Consider the following 18,043-nt stretch of genomic DNA (forward strand, 5'->3'; position numbering starts at 1 on the left):
GAGTCATTATATCATTTATCAATAAGTTATATCAACACACTATTAAAACAGAGCCTTAATAATATAGGATAAAGAAGAGCGTTTGATATTTAGATTTGTTGTTTTATTCTTTAAGGTAAGTTATTTAGCAATAAAAAAGAGCCTCAAGTGAGGCTCTTTTTTTATGTACTTTACAAACTATTTTTCTACTTAACCACCGAAGTCATCAAGCATGATGTTTTCATCTTCAACACCTAAGCTGTGCAACATGTCGATGACGGCTGCATTCATCATTGGTGGCCCACACATGTAATACTCACAATCTTCTGGGTTTGGATGGTTTTTCAGATACTCTTCTAACAATACGTTATGGATAAAGCCAGTATAGCCGGTCCAATTGTCTTCAGGTAGAGGATCTGATAATGCGACATGCCATTCAAAGTTAGCAAACTCTTCTTGCAGCTGATCGTAATCTTCCACATAGAACATTTCACGAATAGAACGTGCACCATACCAAAAGCTAATTTTGCGGTCTGTGTGCAAGCGTTTTAGCTGATCGAAAATATGTGAGCGCATCGGTGCCATACCTGCACCACCACCAACAAAGATCATTTCAGCTTTAGTCTCTTTAGCAAAAAACTCACCATAAGGACCAGATACAGTCACTTTGTCACCAGGTACTAGACTGAATACCCAAGAAGACATTTTGCCTGGTGGAATCCCATCAGGACCACGTGGCGGTGGACTAGCGATACGGATGTTGAACTTGATAAGACCTTTTTCTTCTGGGTAGTTTGCCATTGAGTAAGCGCGAATGACAGGCTCATCAACTTTTGAAACATATTTGAAGATACCGAACTTTTCCCAGTCTTCTCTATATTCTTCTGCGATATCAAAGTCTTTATAGTGTACTTCATGCGGTGGCGCTTCCAACTGTACATAACCACCAGCACGGAAATTAACTTCTTCACCTTCTGGGATTTTAAGTACCAGCTCTTTAATGAAGGTGGCAACGTTCTCATTAGAGATAACTTCACATTCCCATTTTTGAACATCAAAGAACTCAGGGTCAATCTCAATTTCCATGTCTTGCTTAACAGCTACCTGACAAGCTAAGCGCATGTGATTGCGGATTTCGCCTTGAGTAAAATAGCCTTCTTCGGTGGGCAGAATAGATCCACCCCCTTCAATAACGCGGCAACGACACTGTGCACAGGTACCACCGCCACCACATGCTGAAGATAAGAAAATACCTTCGCTCGCAAGTGTTTGCAGTAGTTTACCGCCTGCTGGTGTCACGACGTCATTATCGGGATTATCATTTATATGGATGGTAACATCGCCTGAACTGACCAGTCTTGAGCGTGCCGCCAAAATAATGGCGACAAGGCCCATGATGATCAAGGTAAACATCGCAACGCCACCAATCGCCGTAGCGTAATCCATGGTAGGTATCCTTAATCTATGGAGTAGGGGAGCGAAAAGACGTGATGACGTTTTTCTGAGCCCCTACCGAATAAATGAATTAAATAGGTCAAATCGCTAAATAAGTGTTTAAGCTTAGTCGTCTAAATTGACATACCGCCGAAAGACATAAAGCCAAGTGACATCAGACCAACTGTGATAAAGGTAATACCAAGACCACGCAGCGGTGCTGGAATGTCTGAGTATTTCAACTTCTCACGGATACCAGCCAATGCGGTAATGGCTAATGCCCAACCGAAGCCTGCACCCACACCATAAACGACAGATTCGCCGAAATTATAGTCACGCTCAACCATAAACAATACACCACCTAAGATGGCACAGTTTACAGTGATGAGTGGTAAGAAAACACCGAGGGCGTTGTACAGACTAGGAACGAACTTATCCAAGAACATCTCTAGAATCTGTACAGTAGCAGCAATAAGACCGATGTAGCTGAGCAAACCTAAAAAGCTCAAGTCGATGTCAGGGAAACCTGCCCATGCCAGCGCACCATCTTTTAGAATGAACTGGAATAGTAAGTTGTTTAGCGGAACGGTAATTGCCATTACGACAACAACGGCGACCCCAAGACCAATAGCAGTTGATACCTTCTTTGATACTGCCAAGAAAGTACACATACCTAAGAAGTAGGCAAGCGCCATATTCTCAATAAAGACTGAGGTTATAAATAAACTAACATAATGTCCCATTAGTGACCGCCTCCATGTGCCATGCCTTTAGACTGCGGCTTCATTACAAACTCAGCTTCTTCTACCTGTTCAGGCTTCCAAATACGGACAATGACAATGAACAAAGCAATAATAAAGAATGCTGACGGTGGTAATAATAGTAGGCCGTTTGGTATGTACCAACCGCCGTCAGTCACTGGTTGTAAAATAGTGATACCGAACCAAGTTCCTGCGCCTAGTAGCTCACGAATAGTCGCGACAAATAATAAGACTGCAGAATAGCCGAGACCATTACCAATACCATCTAAAAAGCTTGGTATTGGTGGATTGCTCATCGCAAATGCTTCGGCACGGCCCATTACGATACAGTTGGTGATAATCAAACCAACGAAAACGGACAAGCCTTTACTGACATCATAAGCGACTGCTTTTAACACCTGATCGACCAAGATAACCAATGAGGCAATGATGGTCATCTGGACAATAATACGAATACTTGATGGGATCTGCTTACGAATAATCGAGATAAAGAAACTCGAAAACGCAGTTACAAGTGTTAATGCCACACACATAACCATGGCATTTGCCATGCTTGTTGTGACTGCCAGTGCCGAACAGATACCAAGGATCTGTAGGCCGATGGGGTTATTATCAAAAATAGGCGTGGTTAAAATACTTTTAGTATCAGCCATGTTATGCCTCCTTGCCGTTTGCTACTGGTAGCTTGGCTGCCAATTCGGTTTTAGGTTGAGCTGACGATTTTGATTGATTGGCTTGTGTATCTGCCTCATCAATAGTTTGGCCACTCTCTTCACGTAGCATGTCTAGATAAGGCTTATAGCCTTGCTCGCCTAACCAAAACTGAATCATGTTACTGACGCCGCGGCTAGTCAGTGTTGCACCACTGATACCATCAACCCAGTTATCTTTTGGATTACCGGCTTTGGTCACACCAGTAGCGACGTCACCGTTTTCGTCATAAGACTCGATACCGCTCCACTTAGCGCGCCACTCTGGCTCTTCGATACGAGCGCCTAGTCCTGGAGTTTCTTTATGCTCATAGAAACTGATACCTTTAATGGTATTCATATCGCTTTCAAGCGTTAAGAAACCATAGATAGTACCCCATAGTCCGTAGCCTTGAATAGGTAGTACGACTACTTCAGGTTGACCTGCATCGTCTTTTTTCACATAGACTTTGGCGTATTTAGGTTTACGACCAATACCAGCAGGATCGTTGTTACCTAAGTCTTCACTTAGAGCTTGGTTTTTGGTAGCTTGACTTGCATCATAAGCATTACGATCAGGAATGCCAGCTGCTGCTAGCGTTGCATCATCGACATAGTTACCTTCGTTTAGGTCAATAACTTCAACATCAAAATCTTTAAATCGTTCAGCCACATCATCTGGTGTATCAGACTCAGCATCATACATATCAGCGGCGACCAAAATATTTTTGTTTCGGTCTAAACGTGCATTTTCGAGTTGCGCTGGCTTTAGGCCAACGGCAACTGCTGAAACCAATACCGAGCACACCAAGCATAGCGTTAATGCCACACTGATGGTTTTTGCATTGTTACTTTTGGGCTTGGACATAACGAACCCTCCGAGCTGTTTGGCGTTTGATGTTTGCTTGGGTCACAAAGTAATCAAACAATGGCGCAAATAAGTTGGCGAATAGAATAGCCAGCATAATACCTTCTGGGAAAGCTGGGTTAATGACACGAATCAACACCGTCATAAACCCAATCAAGATACCATAAGCCCAACGACCTTTATTGGTATGTGCTGCTGATACAGGATCAGTTGCCATAAATACGGCACCAAAGGCGAAACCACCAATGACTAAGTGCCAGTAAAACGGTAAGTTCATCATCATGTTGTCTTTAGAGCCAACCATGTTGAAGACCAGCGAAGTGGCAACAAGGCCGACCACACAACCTGCCATGATGCGCCATGAGGCGATACGCGTCCATAGTAGAACTGCTGCACCTATCAAGATTGCTAATGTTGATACTTCACCGATACTACCTTGCATGTTACCTAAGAATGCATCACTCCACGTGATGGCGTTTCCATAGGCATCGACGAAGTCCTGAGGGACCACACCAAGTGCTGCAAGACCAAGAGGAGTAGCTCCTGAAAAGCCATCAACCGCTGTCCATATAGAGTCACCAGACATATAGGCTGGATATGCAAAGTATAAGAATGCACGGCCCGATAGGGCTGGGTTAAGGAAGTTTTTACCTGTACCACCGAATACTTCTTTTGCCACGACTACACCAAAGGTGATACCTAGAGCAACTTGCCATAATGGAATATCTGGTGGTAAACATAGCGCAAATAATACCGACGTTACAAAGAAACCTTCGTTGACTTCATGCCCGCGCACGACAGCAAAGATAATCTCACAGAGAATACCCACGGCAAAAGTAACTATATAGATGGGTAAGAACTGCATTGCTCCATAGACAAAGCTTGCCCAAATACTGTCTGGGTTATAGCCTGCCATGCTAGTGATGACAGTACGCCAGCCTTCAGGCTGTAAGCCAAGCTGAGCGATAGCGGTTAGTGCTTGATGACCGATATTGTACATACCCCAAAACATGGCTGGGAAGGTACATAGCCATACGGTAATCATAATACGCTTTAGGTCAATACCGTCACGCACATGTGATGATGTATATGTGGTTGAGCTTGGTTGACGTAAAAAAGTATCAAACATCTCAAAGATGGCATAGTATTTTTCGTGTTTGCCACCCTTGGTAAAAGACGGCTCCATACGATCGAACATATTGTGTAAAAATTTCATCGTGGTTAGCCCTCCAGCTCAATGCGCGTTAAGTTATCACGCAAAATATCGCCGAATTCATATTTGCCAGGAGATACGAAGGTGCATAATGCTAAATCTTCTTCGTCCAATTCTAGTGCGCCTAAATCTACTGCGCTGACGATATCTTCGACAATCAGTGCGCGTAATAGTTGCGTTGGCAGATAATCCTGTGGCATAACCTCTTCAAAAACACCGATTGGTACCATGGCCCGCGGTGAGCCGTTACTCGTGGTGGTAAAGTTATACTTTTTGCCACCAAAAAACTGCGAAATATAGATAGGCAACTTAGAGAAGCGATTTTTACCTGGTGTAAAGAAGTGGAATGCAGGACGTTCGTGGCCTTCAGCTAATGCACTGATTTGGTTATGAAAGCGGCCAAGATAAGCGATATTGCTAAATAGCTTACGACCAGATAGTACTGAACCTGAGATAATACGGTTTTCCCCAGCAGCCAACTGACCTTTGGTTAATGCAGTAATATCAGCGCCACGCTCAGTGACAACGAGGTGTGGATTGGTAGCCGCAGGACCAGCCAGACTAACCATACGAGGTGTATACAAACGACCTGTGGTAAACAGTTTACCAATCGCAATCACATCTTGATATCCAATCGTCCAAACACTTACGCCACGCATGATAGGGTGTAAGAAATGAATGTGCGTACCCGCTAAACCAGCTGGATGTTTACCAGCAAAGCCATGATACTCAGTGACATTATTAGCTGCGGTTTTCGCAACTGGCGTCAGCTGGGTATCACCGTTATGGCATACAAAGGTCTTAGGGCTGAGTGTAGAGAGTACGGCAAGTCCATCATTGAATGCTTGTAGCTGTTCACTAATGAGCAGCATTGGGTCAAATGCTAATGGATTGGTATCCATTGCAGTGACAAAAATAGCATGCGGACGGGCACCGATTTCTGGAGTACGGCTATAAGGACGCGTGCGAAACGCAGTCCATTCACCAGAGGCAAGCAGTTGGGTCTCAACGACTTCAGGGTCTAGGTCTGCAAGCTGTTGGGAGTCATACTGCTCAAATTTTACTTCTTCACCGTTTGGGTCGACCGCAATTACAAGGCTCTCAAACACACGACGTTCACCGCGGTTGATCGCGATGACTTTACCAGCAGCAGGGGCAGTATAGATAACACCAGCTCGTTTTTTATCTTCAAAAACGGGCTGACCTTTTGCTACGGTGTCACCTTCTTTGACATTCATCGTGGGCTTCATACCGACATAGTCGTAGCCAATAACAGCAACGTGTGTCGGCTTATGCTCAGATATCTCGCGGGAGGGTTCACCGGTGATGGGCAAATCCAAACCTTTTTTGATGGTAATCATAAGCGAAAACTTAGTCCATAGTCTAAAACGATACCAGACTTCCTGTTTGGTATATCGGCAGCATGAACAACTGCGTCATTCAATAAAGCACTCAGTCAGTTATTCCTATAGTAGGATAGTGATAGAGTGATTTAAAAATAATGCATGATCATAACTACTAGTAAGAGTATTAACGCTGACCTTAGACTCCTTAACAACACGTTAATGTCTTATTCGAATTACCAAAGTGGCGACTGGCTACCAAGGTGTATGCAAAAACCATTGATCAAAATAAATCGCTAAAATGATTACTTTAAATCAATAGCTCTATCATACGTTTCATTGAAAATTAAAACTTGTAACACCAGAATGACTGACCACTCCACTCTTACAGATTAAGTATCATGTAAGTCGATACTCGTTCGATAAGACTGTAGCCAAACAAAGATCTATTGAGATAGATGATAAACTGGCTGAAAAACAAACTGACTCAGAAATGAATAAGAAAGCTTTACTTATTATTCATTGCTATATAGTCAGTAATGACAGTTCTAAATCGTTAACCAGTGATAGAAACAGGGTAAAAGACGTTAGGAAAGATATCTAATTAGAGTTTAGTATTGCAGAGTAGACGGTTTAACGGCCACTAGTTGAAATTTCTAATATAACCCTTCTTAGTAATGTATTGATCGATATCGTGCTGATATGTTCAGTTATTACTCGACTCATCCTGACCGTCACGCTTCTTTCTTAGTCACGGATGACTTAATGTAAAGCGTGGCGTATGGTTACTATCACATAGAAACAAATAAAAATTTACCTAGGATTATACGCTAAATTGACCTAAAATTGCCAGTCAGTAATTGAATTTACCTAATGTTTCCAGTGATTGAATCTACTAAAACTTATAGTTATAGCTTTTAGCCTTTGTCATTACTTATATGATATTTCAACGAATTTTTGTTTCGTTGTTGGTTTGTATGAATCCGTTCAAATTTTAAATCGCTTTTTCAACGGTATTTTTCTATTATGGCTTAAAGTGTGTTGTATATTCAATATGCTCAAATTTTTAAGAGTAATTTTTTACATTTATCTAATATTGTGTTTTATAAGGAATGTTATATGTGTGCTGTGCCTGTCATTATCCCGGCTATTGATCTAAAAGATGGTAAATGTGTACGTTTAAAACAAGGTCGTATGGAAGATGATACGGTGTTCTCTGATGATCCAGTCGCCATGGCCGCACGCTGGGTAGATGAAGGTGCACGCCGGTTACATTTAGTTGATTTAAATGGCGCATTTGATGGTGTACCAGTGCATAGACAAGTGGTGAACGATATTACGAAAGCGTATCCAAACCTACCTATTCAATTAGGTGGTGGTGTGCGTAATATGAACACCATTGAGCAATATATTACCGCAGGTCTGACGTATATCATTATCGGTACGAAAGCTGTTGAAGGTCCTGATTTCGTTGCGGAAGCTTGCCGCGAATTTGCTGGACATGTCATCGTTGGCATCGATGCTAAAGATGGTATGGTTGCTACCCATGGTTGGGCAAACGTTACTGATACCAAGGCGACTGAACTCGCTAAGCGTTTTGCGGATGTAGGTGTATCTTCAATCGTCTATACTGATATTGCCCGTGATGGCATGATGCAAGGCGTCAATGTAGAGCAAACGGTTAACTTGGCGCGCGAAGGCGGCTTACCGGTGATTGCTTCTGGTGGTGTGACTGATTTAAAAGACATCGAACTGTTAAAGCCGTATGGTGACTGTATTGAAGGTATTATCACTGGACGTGCTATTTATGAAGGAACGCTAGATTTAAGTGCGGCGCAGGCTTATCTCGATAGCTAATAAAAAGTAAAGACTTTAGATATGTCCTCATTTTTATTGCTATTTAGAGGACTTTGGCTTGATTTGAGGGCGTGTTTTAGTAAAAAATCAGTAAAACAGCAAAGGGTGCTTATGGCGGTTTGTTCTGACCATCAAAAAATACGCAGTTGCCTCAAAGTCTGGGGTCAGATGCTGTTGCTATTAAGCATCATTAGTTTGTGCCTCCCTATTCATGCCGCTGAAACCATCAGTGTGGATGATGCTGCTACGGTGCCCGAAGGGACTGAAGAAGTGGATGCTTCTGACAGTGACGCAATCAATAGTGAGTCAACGCCTGCTACAGCGAACAATCAGTTGGCTGAAAGTGATTCAAATAATGGGCTAGACAGCGTTACTTTGGCGACTACGCCGGCACCAGCTGAGTCATCGCCCGTTATCAGTAATGAAAGTACGAATGATGCTCAAATTGAAACCACACCTGCGCCGCAAAAAGACAATGATATTCGGCAACGTATCAGTGGGATATTTTCAGAAATTGAGGGGTTGCAAGCAGTCAATGTTAGCGTTACCCAAGGAGTGGTTACGTTAACTGGTGAAACACCGAATGAGAAAAAAGCGCAACAAGCCATCAGTTTAACCAATCGTTTAACCGATGTGGTTACTGTTGAAGATAGAATTACTCGAACGCTTGATGTACAAGACAACGTATCCACCGTTTACCAAAGTCTCAAATCACAAACGAAAAATGTAGTCAAAGCCTTACCTTTATTATTGGTGGGTATTGTTTTATTTAGCTTGGTGACTTGGTTTGGTAGTTGGTTGTCCAATCGTCAAAAAATGTGGCAACGTCTAACCCCCAACCCATTTGTAGCTGAGTTACTCTCTCAAACTATTAAAATCATCTTTATTATTATTGGTTTGATTTTAGCGCTGAGCTTGATAGGTGCCGAAACCATTTTAAGTACACTGTTGGGTGGCGCTGGTGTTATTGGTATCGCAGTTGGTTTTGCGGTCAAAGACACTATTGAAAACTATATTGCTTCCTTAATGCTAAGTATTCGCCAGCCATTTCGTGCACGTGACTATGTCTTGATTAACAATCAAGAGGGTATTGTGGTACGCCTAACTTCGCGCGCGACGATATTGATGACTTTAGATGGAAATCAATTGCGTATCCCTAATTCAGAAGTTTTCAAAGGTACTATCCTCAATTACACCAAAAACCCTGAACGTCGCTTTACCTTTGAATTGGGCGTTGATGCCAATGACGACCCTCTTGCCGCCATCAAGGTAGGGACCGATGCAATATGTCAGTTAGGTTTTGCACTGGATAATCCAAAAGTTACTGCAGTTATTAAAGAAGTGGGTGATTCTAATATCATTTTGCAGTTTCAAGTCTGGGTAAATCAATTGGAATCTGACTTTTCCAAAGCTCGTAGTATTGCCATACGTGAAACCAAGCATGCGCTTGAAGATAATGGTTTTAGCTTGCCAGAGCCTATTTATCAGTTGCGATTTAATCATAAGTTAGAGCAAGCTTTTGCACACATGCAAGATAGCCACGAAAGTATTGGTGTGTCTGATAAGAGTACTACTTCAACCATTCCTGAGGCGACAGATATAGGCAAAAATGAACAAAATGGCATGGATAGTAAAGATAAAAAGCTAGCAAAGGCACGTGCCAAAATTATTTTGCAAGGTCGCCGTGCTGATGAGGTGTTAGATACGAGCCCTGATGACAAGCTAATGGAAAAGGTTGAACAAGAGATTTCTGAGAATTCAGATGAGACGGATTTATTGAATAGTGAGAGCCCGCAAGAGTAGTTTGTAACAGCCAGCGAAAACTAGGCATAAAAAATGCAACAAAACATATATCTGACTATTAAAATATGGAACATTTTTATGCAAATTAAACATTTGATTATATTCGCGTTGATTGGTATCGTTGGACTATTTGGCTTTAATCTTATTAATAGCAAACAGCATGAGAAAAATAGAGAAGTTGTTGTTAGTAGCGTTACCGTTGGGAATAATGATACCAATACCAACATAGACAGTTCTGCTACAGACAGCACGGCAAGTAGCTCAGAAGATATCACTAGCCAACCTTTGGCTGAGCAGCCTAAAGCTATCCTCGATAGTGCTACGTCTCAGATAAATCAAGCTCAGCAAACCGAACAGAAAAATTTAGAAAATATGGATAGCGTTGCACAGTAACTAATCTGCACTGCGTAAATAAAAAGTAATTATATAAATAGCGCAGCACAAAAAAAGGCTAACGATGACGTTAGCCTTTTTTATTATTCAAGTCTTTATTCAGATTAGCCTTTCTTATTGCCACCTTTGCTGCGGCTGCTACTTCTTTTTGCAGGGCTTTTCTTAGGCTGCTCCTTTTTAGCAGGCTGTTTTTTGGTCTGGTTCATAGCACTAGACTGCAGTTTTTCTTTTAGATCAAAATCAATCTGCAACAGGTCCATGTTGACTCCAGCAACTTGTACTTTCACCGAATCGCCAAGTCCAAATAGCGTGCCTTTATCCTTACCAATCAGCTGTTGCTGCTGTTCATCATAAACAAAGAAATCGTCACCGACGTTTGATATGTGCACCAAACCATCAATATATAAGTCAGTCAATGTTACAAATAGACCGAAGCTAGTAACCGTAGTGACTACTCCTTCAAACTCTTCGCCAACATGGTCTTTCATGTAATGACATTTGAGCCAAGACTCTACATAGCGAGATGCTTTTTCGGCACGACGTTCAGTATCTGAAGTTTGTGTACCAGCGCCTTCGAGAGAGAAGTCCATAACAGGCTGTTTGCTGTTGGTGACTTTAGCTTTAATCGCACGATGCAGCATTAAATCTGGATAACGGCGAATAGGAGAGGTAAAGTGGCTATATTCGTCATAAGCCAAACCAAAGTGACCAATATTGTCAGGTGCATAGTTGGCTTGCATCATTGAACGCAATAGCATGCTGTGTATGCTAATTGCATCAGGTCTGTCTTTGGTTGCTTCAATAATCCGCTGATAATCTGCTTGAGTTGGACTCTCTTCTGGGAATGGTAATCCAAAGTTTTTTGCATATTCATGAATACGCATTGACTTTTCACTGTCAGGCTTATCATGATTACGGTATAACACAGGCAATTCATGCTTGAGTGCAAAATTTGCCGCACAGGTATTGGCCAACAACATGCATTCTTCGATCAGCTTTTGAGAATCACCACGAGTACGCGGTAAAATATCTGCAATACCACCTTTTTCGTTGAATTTTATATACGTCTCAACGGTCTCAAACTCCATTGCATGGCGATCTTCACGTTTTTTAAGCAACAGCTCATACAGCTGATGTAGCGTATCGATAGATTTTTTAACGTCTTTGTTGCCCGTTAATGATTTAGGCAAACGTTTATCAGTCGGATTTACGAAGTAGTCATTTACTTGATTATAAGTCAAACGTGCTTGTGAGTGCATGACTGATGGATAGAACTCATATCCTGTGACCTTGCCTGCACGTGATATTTTGATATCAGCAACCATACATAAGCGATCAAGATCAGGGTTCAGTGAACATAGACCGTTAGATAGCACCTCAGGTAGCATCGGAATCACACGATGCGGGAAGTATACTGACGTACCACGCTCATAGGCGTCTTGATCAAGTGGTGAGTTCGGCGTCACATAATAGCTAACATCAGCAATAGCAACCACGACACGGTAATTACCACCAGAGCGTTTTTCAGCGAATACAGCATCATCAAAGTCACGCGCATCTTCACCGTCAATAGTGACAAGTGGCAAATGGCGTAAATCTGTGCGACCTTTTATATCTGCTGCGGTCGGTTCTTGGTAGTCATTAGCTTGCTTCAGTGCCGCTTCACTAAAATCTGATGGAATATCGTAGTTGAGCAGTGTGGTTTCAATAATGAGTTCACGGTCATTGTCGTCAGACAGAACCTCAGTAATTTTGCCCGTTGCAAACTCATGTTGGTTTGGCCAATCGATAATATCGACCTTAACAGGAGAGCCTTGCTTCGCGTTTAGCGCTTGTACATTGTCATCAGTGACCGTGATTGGCTGATGATTATTTGGACTGCCAAGCTCGACACAGTAACCATCTTCATCACGAGTCAGAGTACCGATAAAGTTGTTTTGGCGACGTTCCACGATATCCACGATACGCCCTTCGGTACGACCACGGTTGTCTGTTGACGTGCCAACGGCATCGACAGTATCGCCGTTAAATACCCAGCGCATCTGTTTTTCATGCAAAAATAAATCTGGCATGTCGCTTAAAAGTACAAAGCCAAAACCTTTAGGATGAGCAGACACGGTGCCAGTGACGACATCTTGCTGAGTCACTGTACGATAGCGATAAGGACGACCTTCACGGTTTACCTGTCCATCACGTGCCATAGCTTTGAGACGATTACCCAAAGCATCAAGCTGATCGGTATCATCAATATTAAAGGCTTTCGCTAACTGTTGATGAGTGACTTCGCCGTGCTCAGTAATCGTACTAAGTATTAGTTCACGACTAGGGATGGGGTTGTCATATCTTTTTGCCTCACTTGAGGCGTTTGGGTCATTCCAACTCATAAATTACCGTATCTATTTTTAAAATTATTAATAAGGGCTATCTTAACACGAACGACGTTGTAATATCTTGCGTCAATTGTTGTATGTGTATTCATTAGCAAGGAGCCATTACCTCTATGAGGCAACAGCAGTTTGGATAAATCAAAGATCGATATCAACCGTGTTTGATTTATCGGTTATCTTTTTACTGTTTATTTCTTTTGATACTTCTAGCACAGTGGTTTGATTAGATTTATCAAGGTATTTTTGTGCTTTATCAACTTCGCTAGTCAAGGTATTGACCGTTTGTTTCATATTCTCTAGTGCTTCGATTTTATAGTTGCTAATCATATCCATCGTGTCATAGACATTGTTAAAAGCATTTTGCAACTTATCAAGTTCAATGCTGCTGCTGGTCGCTTGCTCATGGATTTCACCTGACTGGCGTTTGAGCATTGCTGAGGTTGATTCAATCAAGCTACTGGTCGTTTTATTCAACGCAGTGATTTGATCGAGTACCAGTTTTTGATTGGTCATCGCTTGAGCTACGACGACAGCCGTGCGTAATGCTGATACCGTTGTCGTGGTTGCGCGATCGACACCCTTAATCAGCTCTAAGTTATTGCGACGAATGGTATCAAGCGCTAAATACCCTTGTACATTAACGGCCAGCTGGGTCAAAAAATCTGTATTTTTTTGACGGACATAAAACAACATTTCTTCTTTAATAATACGAGCTTTCTCAGGATCAGTCGCTTCTATCGCATAGACTTTTTGCTCTAGCTGCTCATCAATCTTTTTGCCAACGTAGACATACTGACGAATAGATTGCATCAGCTCCCACATATTGACTTTTTCTTGTTCAATCATTGCATTGTCTTTGAGCAATTCATCTTTACCATTATAGAGACTGGTAACAACGGCATTGATATGAGACTGTGCGGATTCATATTGGCGGAAGTAGTCTTGTACTTTATTACCGAACGGAATGAGACCAAACAGCTTACGTGAACTGGTCAGCTCTTTTTTGCTAGGATCTAAGTCTTCGACAATCCCGCGCAGTTCCGTTAGTGAGTTAGCGATAGGGGAGTTATCAAACAAGCTATCATTGAGACTTTTTGCCGGCAAATCTAACATACGGTTAGAGACTTGTGCTGACTCTCGAATCTCTTTGGTACCTAAATTGTGAATAGATTGCACGTTTTGTCGAAACTCATCGCTGTGCACAGAGTTAGTAAGTACATGGTCTACAAAAGCATCAACTTTGGCATCGAGCTCCGGAATCTGGCTTTCATCCAACTTGACCATCTGATCTGCTTCACTTTTTTGTATCTCTTTCACAGGTTCAGGTGCAGTTAAAGAAATACTTGGAGTTTTTGCGTTTTCTGGTGGGGTCAATTCTTGCATGAAGTTTCCTGTAATATCTAAAAGGGACAGTGTTTTTGGTCAATAGCTATATAAAGCGGTAACCGTAAAAAACATTGATAGTAAATGGATATTCTTATGCACTCGGTTATTCTTATTAGAATAGTATAAATGCGGTGCAGCAGAGCTTTAGATTAACGGGTAATGAACGAGTTGAGAAGATAGGTTTTGTAAAGTGGCGTCGACTTATTATATTAAAAAATGGCTATTAACAGGCTTAAATATTAAAAAACCATCAATATCCCGCAGCATATTGATGGTTGAGATTATAAGTATCTACATCGACTAACAGCCACCACTAAAACAATCTACAAAACAGATTATTTTTTCTTAGTTGGTCCAAGCAGCATACCCATTTGACGACCTTCCATCTTAGGATACTGCTCAACGTTAGCAATCTCAGCAGTGTCTTCGATAATACGATCTAGCTGCTTACGACCAATCTCTTGGTGCGCCATTTCACGGCCACGAAAACGAATACTGATTTTAACTTTGTCTTGGTTTTCTAAAAAGCTGAAGATTTTTTTCAGTTTGACCTGATAATCAGCTTCTTCAGTACTAGGACGCAGTTTCATTTCTTTCAGCTGAGTTTGCTTTTGGTTCTTTTTAGCTTCTTTCGCCTTTTGCTTCTGATCATAGAGGAAATGCTTATAATCCATGATTTTACACACAGGCGGCTTGGCATCTGGAACCAATTCGACCAAATCTAGATTGTCTTCACGTGCCGCTTTCATCGCGGTTTCGATATCGACCACGCCCATTTGTTCGCCGTCTTCTTTGACGAGACGGACTTCTTTGACATTGATATCTTCGTTGATGTTCAAACGGTTCGACTGTTTAATAGGTATTACTCCTCATCTGTTTTTGGGGTCTGTCGGCCTTTTTCAGCGACAGCTGTCTGTACTAATGTAATAAATTTAGAAATACTCATTACGCCAAGATTCTCACCTTCACGCGTACGGACGTTGACACTGCCCGATTCGACTTCTTTATCCCCTAATACTAGCATATAGGGAATACGTTCTAATGTTTTCTCTCGTATCTTAAATCCAATCTTTTCGTTACGCAAGTCACTAATAGCACGTAAACCTGCATTTTTTAGTTCACTGACTACATTTTCACAAGCATCGGCCTGTTTATCTGTGATATTCATGACTACAATTTGTTGTGGTGCTAGCCATACGGGCATCCAACCGGCATAGTTTTCAATCAATATGCCGATGAAACGCTCGAACGAACCCAATATCGCACGGTGTAGCATGACAGGTACTTCGCGTTCATTCTGCTCATTTACAAATTCAGCATCAAGGCGCTCAGGCATGTTTGGATCAACTTGAATAGTACCGCATTGCCATATACGACCTAACGAGTCTTTTAGACTGAATTCAATTTTTGGGCCATAGAAGGCACCTTCACCGGGTAGATAGTCCCAGTCAAGGCCTGAACTATCTAGCGCGTCGGCCAACGCTTTTTCAGCAAAATCCCATGATTCATCACTACCGACACGTTTTTCAGGACGGGTTGAAAGCTTCATGATGATGTGATCAAAACCAAAGTCTTCATAGACAGCAAGCGTGAGCTTAATAAAGTCAGCAACTTCTTGTTGAATTTGCGCTTGGGTACAAAAAATATGCGCATCATCTTGCGTAAAGCCACGAACACGCATTAGACCATGTAATGAACCTGATGGCTCGTTACGATGACAAGAACCAAATTCTGCCATACGTAAAGGCAAATCACGGTAAGATTTCAGGCCTTGGTTAAATACTTGCACATGGCAAGGGCAGTTCATAGGTTTTACGGCATAATCACGGTTTTCACTCGAAGTCGTAAACATATTGGTTGCATAGTTACCCCAATGACCAGAACGTTCCCACAAGCTACGATCCACGATTTGTGGTGTTTTAATTTCTTCATAGCCATTATCATGCTGTACTTTACGCATATATTGTTCAAGCACTTGGTAAATGGTCCAACCATTCGCATGCCAAAATACCATGCCTGGTGCTTGCTCTTGCATGTGAAACAGGTTTAACGCTTTACCTATTTTTCGATGGTCGCGTTTTTCAGCTTCTTCAATACGTTGAATATAAGCTTTTAGCTGTTTTTTGTCTGCCCAAGCAGTACCGTAAATACGTTGTAGTTGCTCATTTTTTGCATCACCACGCCAGTAAGCGCCAGACATCTTAGTTAGTTTGAATATTTTTAGGAATCGTGTATTCGGTACATGCGGGCCACGGCACATATCCACATATTCTTGATGATGGTAAAGACCAAAAGCTTCTTCACCTGGCATATCGTTGATTAATTTAAGCTTATAATCTTCATTACGTGACTCAAATATCTCAATCGCTTCTGCACGAGGTGTCATCTTTTTGACCACATCGTAATCTTGCTTGATCAGCTGCATCATGCGCTTTTCAATCGCTTCCATATGCTCAGGTGTAAAAGGCGTCTCGCTGTAGATGTCATAATAAAAGCCATCTTCAATGACTGGACCGATAACCATCTTCACATCAGGATATAGCTGTTTGACAGCATGACCTAACAAATGCGCACATGAGTGACGAATGATATCTACACCATCCGCATCTTTTGGCGTCACGATTTCAACTTTAGCATCAGCAATGATAGGGTCATGCGCATCTACTAGATGCCCATCTACACGCCCAGCGACTGTTGCTTTAGCCAGTCCTGCACCGATACTTTGCGCCACTTCCATGACTGTCGTATTGCCTTCAAAGTCTTTTACGCTACCATCGGGTAAAGTAATCGCTACCATAATCTATTCACCTTTTTGGATCCGTTGGCAGTGATGATTGCAACCATCAATCATATAACCGTAAGACCGCATCAATTATATCTAACTGCTGTGATATGTTAAGAAAAGTACCACCCAAAATACTAAGTTGAGACGATATTAATAGCATGCTTTTGGCCACTTTATCTAAAGGCTCACTTTAGCATTACAAGGTAGTGTCATAAAAGCCACTATTATAGCAAACACTGCCTAGCAACACTAGGTTGGAGAATATAGATACAAAGTGACAAAAGTATTATAACAAGCGATGTCAGCACGGTGACTGTTTAAGTATCGATGCAGCACTTGTTAAGTATCGATGCAGCACTTGATGCTTCAAAGTTACCTAATTACCGATGCTATAGTCGATACACTCTAAAAATGTCATAGCGCTACTGGGATGAATGTTGCGCAGCCTCTGGGAACGCAGCACGCAAGTAAAATTTATACCAGTGGCGCGTTTAAATCCATAACAGTTTTACATTCAGCTAACTATATGAAAAATAACGTCTTATCTCGCTGCATCATGTTCATATCGGATTGACTATATAAGTATTTATTAAGCAGATATCAATAGGTAATAGATAACGCCAATTTTGCTACCACTATATAACTAATGAAGTGATGATGGTTTAAGTCGCAGCGCCGTCCTAAAAAGTTTTTTCGCTAACATATTGAAAATACTAGTCTATTTTATGTTTGTTGAAATTAATTAAAAAACTTGTCAAAAAGCAGTTGACACCCGTCAGAAACTCTCTATAATACGCACCTCATCAGGACGAGCCAAGCATTACTAGGGTGAATTACATAGTAACAACGCAGCGAACCTTGAGAAACAAATTATAAAAAAAGCTTGACAAACCAAATCGTTATGATATGATAGTCGGCTCGCTAATAACGATAAGCACATTGCTTAGTTATTAGATATATAACTCTTTAACTGGACGACAGTGAAGAGACACTATTTAAAAGCACAACTAAAGAACAACTTGTGTGGATTTTTGCTGATATAGAATGCTAAAAAATAAAGTTGGTTTTGACTTCTTTTCGGGAGTTAATTCTAACTATAAAAATTATCATTTACTCAGCAGAAAAACTCAAAGTTAATTCATTAC

General features: G+C 41.5%; 13 protein-coding genes. 3 read left to right on the forward strand and 10 right to left on the reverse strand.

Annotation, left to right across the window (positions count from 1 at the left end; all coding sequences use genetic code 11):
* Nucleotides 1–189: 189 nt before the first annotated feature.
* From nqrF to EI164_RS08730, 6 genes are all read right to left on the reverse strand, one after another.
* Nucleotides 190–1,425, reverse strand: coding sequence for an NADH:ubiquinone reductase (Na(+)-transporting) subunit F (gene nqrF, locus EI164_RS08705; RefSeq protein WP_192519584.1), 1,236 nt, complete (start codon nt 1,423–1,425; stop codon nt 190–192).
* A 122-nt stretch (nt 1,426–1,547) separates the two neighbouring features.
* On the reverse strand, nt 1,548–2,156 hold the full coding sequence (nqrE, locus tag EI164_RS08710) for an NADH:ubiquinone reductase (Na(+)-transporting) subunit E (protein WP_011281361.1): 609 nt from the start codon (nt 2,154–2,156) through the stop codon (nt 1,548–1,550).
* The gene (locus EI164_RS08715; RefSeq protein ID WP_192519585.1) at nt 2,156–2,827 is read right to left on the reverse strand and encodes an NADH:ubiquinone reductase (Na(+)-transporting) subunit D; all 672 of its coding nucleotides are present in this window, start codon (nt 2,825–2,827) and stop codon (nt 2,156–2,158) included. Before EI164_RS08715 ends, nqrE begins: the two co-directional genes overlap by 1 nt.
* 1 nt (nt 2,828) lies before the next feature.
* Nucleotides 2,829–3,731 (reverse strand): Na(+)-translocating NADH-quinone reductase subunit C, encoded by a 903-nt coding sequence (locus EI164_RS08720; RefSeq protein ID WP_192519586.1) that lies wholly within the window; start codon nt 3,729–3,731, stop codon nt 2,829–2,831.
* On the reverse strand, nt 3,712–4,947 hold the full coding sequence (locus tag EI164_RS08725) for an NADH:ubiquinone reductase (Na(+)-transporting) subunit B (protein ID WP_192519587.1): 1,236 nt from the start codon (nt 4,945–4,947) through the stop codon (nt 3,712–3,714). The genes EI164_RS08720 and EI164_RS08725 overlap by 20 nt, the downstream gene beginning before the upstream one ends.
* A 5-nt stretch (nt 4,948–4,952) precedes the next feature.
* Nucleotides 4,953–6,305: a Na(+)-translocating NADH-quinone reductase subunit A gene (locus tag EI164_RS08730; RefSeq protein ID WP_192519588.1), complete on the reverse strand. Its 1,353-nt coding sequence runs from the start codon at nt 6,303–6,305 to the stop codon at nt 4,953–4,955.
* Between the two features lie 1,101 nt (nt 6,306–7,406).
* Between EI164_RS08730 and hisA the strand changes: the two genes are divergently transcribed.
* The 3 genes from hisA (at nt 7,407) to EI164_RS08745 (ending at nt 10,340) form a co-directional block, all read left to right on the forward strand.
* A complete protein-coding gene (gene hisA, locus EI164_RS08735) occupies nt 7,407–8,144 on the forward strand; it encodes a 1-(5-phosphoribosyl)-5-[(5-phosphoribosylamino)methylideneamino]imidazole-4-carboxamide isomerase (RefSeq protein ID WP_192519589.1) in 738 nt (245 codons plus the stop codon).
* Nucleotides 8,145–8,255: 111 nt separating this feature from the next.
* Complete coding sequence (locus EI164_RS08740; protein WP_192519590.1) at nt 8,256–9,947, forward strand: mechanosensitive ion channel domain-containing protein; 1,692 nt, start codon at nt 8,256–8,258, stop codon at nt 9,945–9,947.
* A 78-nt stretch (nt 9,948–10,025) separates the two neighbouring features.
* Entirely contained in the window at nt 10,026–10,340 is a 315-nt protein-coding gene (locus EI164_RS08745) for a hypothetical protein (protein ID WP_192519591.1), read from the forward strand.
* Nucleotides 10,341–10,444: 104 nt separating this feature from the next.
* On the opposite strand, the gene rnr is transcribed toward EI164_RS08745, so the two are convergent.
* From rnr to thrS, 4 genes are all read right to left on the reverse strand, one after another.
* Entirely contained in the window at nt 10,445–12,724 is a 2,280-nt protein-coding gene (gene rnr, locus EI164_RS08750) for a ribonuclease R (protein ID WP_192519592.1), read from the reverse strand.
* A 141-nt stretch (nt 12,725–12,865) separates the two neighbouring features.
* On the reverse strand, nt 12,866–14,110 hold the full coding sequence (locus EI164_RS08755; protein ID WP_192519593.1) for a toxic anion resistance protein: 1,245 nt from the start codon (nt 14,108–14,110) through the stop codon (nt 12,866–12,868).
* A gap of 338 nt (nt 14,111–14,448) precedes the next feature.
* Nucleotides 14,449–14,952, reverse strand: coding sequence for a translation initiation factor IF-3 (gene infC, locus EI164_RS08760; RefSeq protein ID WP_192519594.1), 504 nt, complete (start codon nt 14,950–14,952; stop codon nt 14,449–14,451).
* Nucleotides 14,953–14,975: 23 nt separating this feature from the next.
* Nucleotides 14,976–16,910: a threonine--tRNA ligase gene (gene thrS / locus EI164_RS08765; RefSeq protein ID WP_192519595.1), complete on the reverse strand. Its 1,935-nt coding sequence runs from the start codon at nt 16,908–16,910 to the stop codon at nt 14,976–14,978.
* Nucleotides 16,911–18,043: the final 1,133 nt, after the last annotated feature.

Origin of the sequence: Psychrobacter sp. FME13 (genome assembly GCF_014861395.1) — a bacterium.
Lineage (GTDB): Bacteria > Pseudomonadota > Gammaproteobacteria > Pseudomonadales > Moraxellaceae > Psychrobacter.

What these genes read in the sequence shown, in the direction of transcription:
- EI164_RS08740 (WP_192519590.1), top strand. Translation starts at nt 8,256, where the DNA reads ATGGCGGTTTGTTCTGACCATCAAAAAATACGCAGTTGCCTCAAAGTC.
- nqrE (WP_011281361.1), bottom strand. Translation starts at nt 2,156, where the DNA reads ATGGGACATTATGTTAGTTTATTTATAACCTCAGTCTTTATTGAGAAT.
- EI164_RS08745 (WP_192519591.1), top strand. Translation starts at nt 10,026, where the DNA reads ATGCAAATTAAACATTTGATTATATTCGCGTTGATTGGTATCGTTGGA.
- EI164_RS08725 (WP_192519587.1), bottom strand. Translation starts at nt 4,947, where the DNA reads ATGAAATTTTTACACAATATGTTCGATCGTATGGAGCCGTCTTTTACC.
- EI164_RS08720 (WP_192519586.1), bottom strand. Translation starts at nt 3,731, where the DNA reads ATGTCCAAGCCCAAAAGTAACAATGCAAAAACCATCAGTGTGGCATTA.
- EI164_RS08730 (WP_192519588.1), bottom strand. Translation starts at nt 6,305, where the DNA reads ATGATTACCATCAAAAAAGGTTTGGATTTGCCCATCACCGGTGAACCC.
- nqrF (WP_192519584.1), bottom strand. Translation starts at nt 1,425, where the DNA reads ATGGATTACGCTACGGCGATTGGTGGCGTTGCGATGTTTACCTTGATC.
- rnr (WP_192519592.1), bottom strand. Translation starts at nt 12,724, where the DNA reads ATGAGTTGGAATGACCCAAACGCCTCAAGTGAGGCAAAAAGATATGAC.
- hisA (WP_192519589.1), top strand. Translation starts at nt 7,407, where the DNA reads ATGTGTGCTGTGCCTGTCATTATCCCGGCTATTGATCTAAAAGATGGT.
- thrS (WP_192519595.1), bottom strand. Translation starts at nt 16,910, where the DNA reads ATGGTAGCGATTACTTTACCCGATGGTAGCGTAAAAGACTTTGAAGGC.
- EI164_RS08715 (WP_192519585.1), bottom strand. Translation starts at nt 2,827, where the DNA reads ATGGCTGATACTAAAAGTATTTTAACCACGCCTATTTTTGATAATAAC.
- EI164_RS08755 (WP_192519593.1), bottom strand. Translation starts at nt 14,110, where the DNA reads ATGCAAGAATTGACCCCACCAGAAAACGCAAAAACTCCAAGTATTTCT.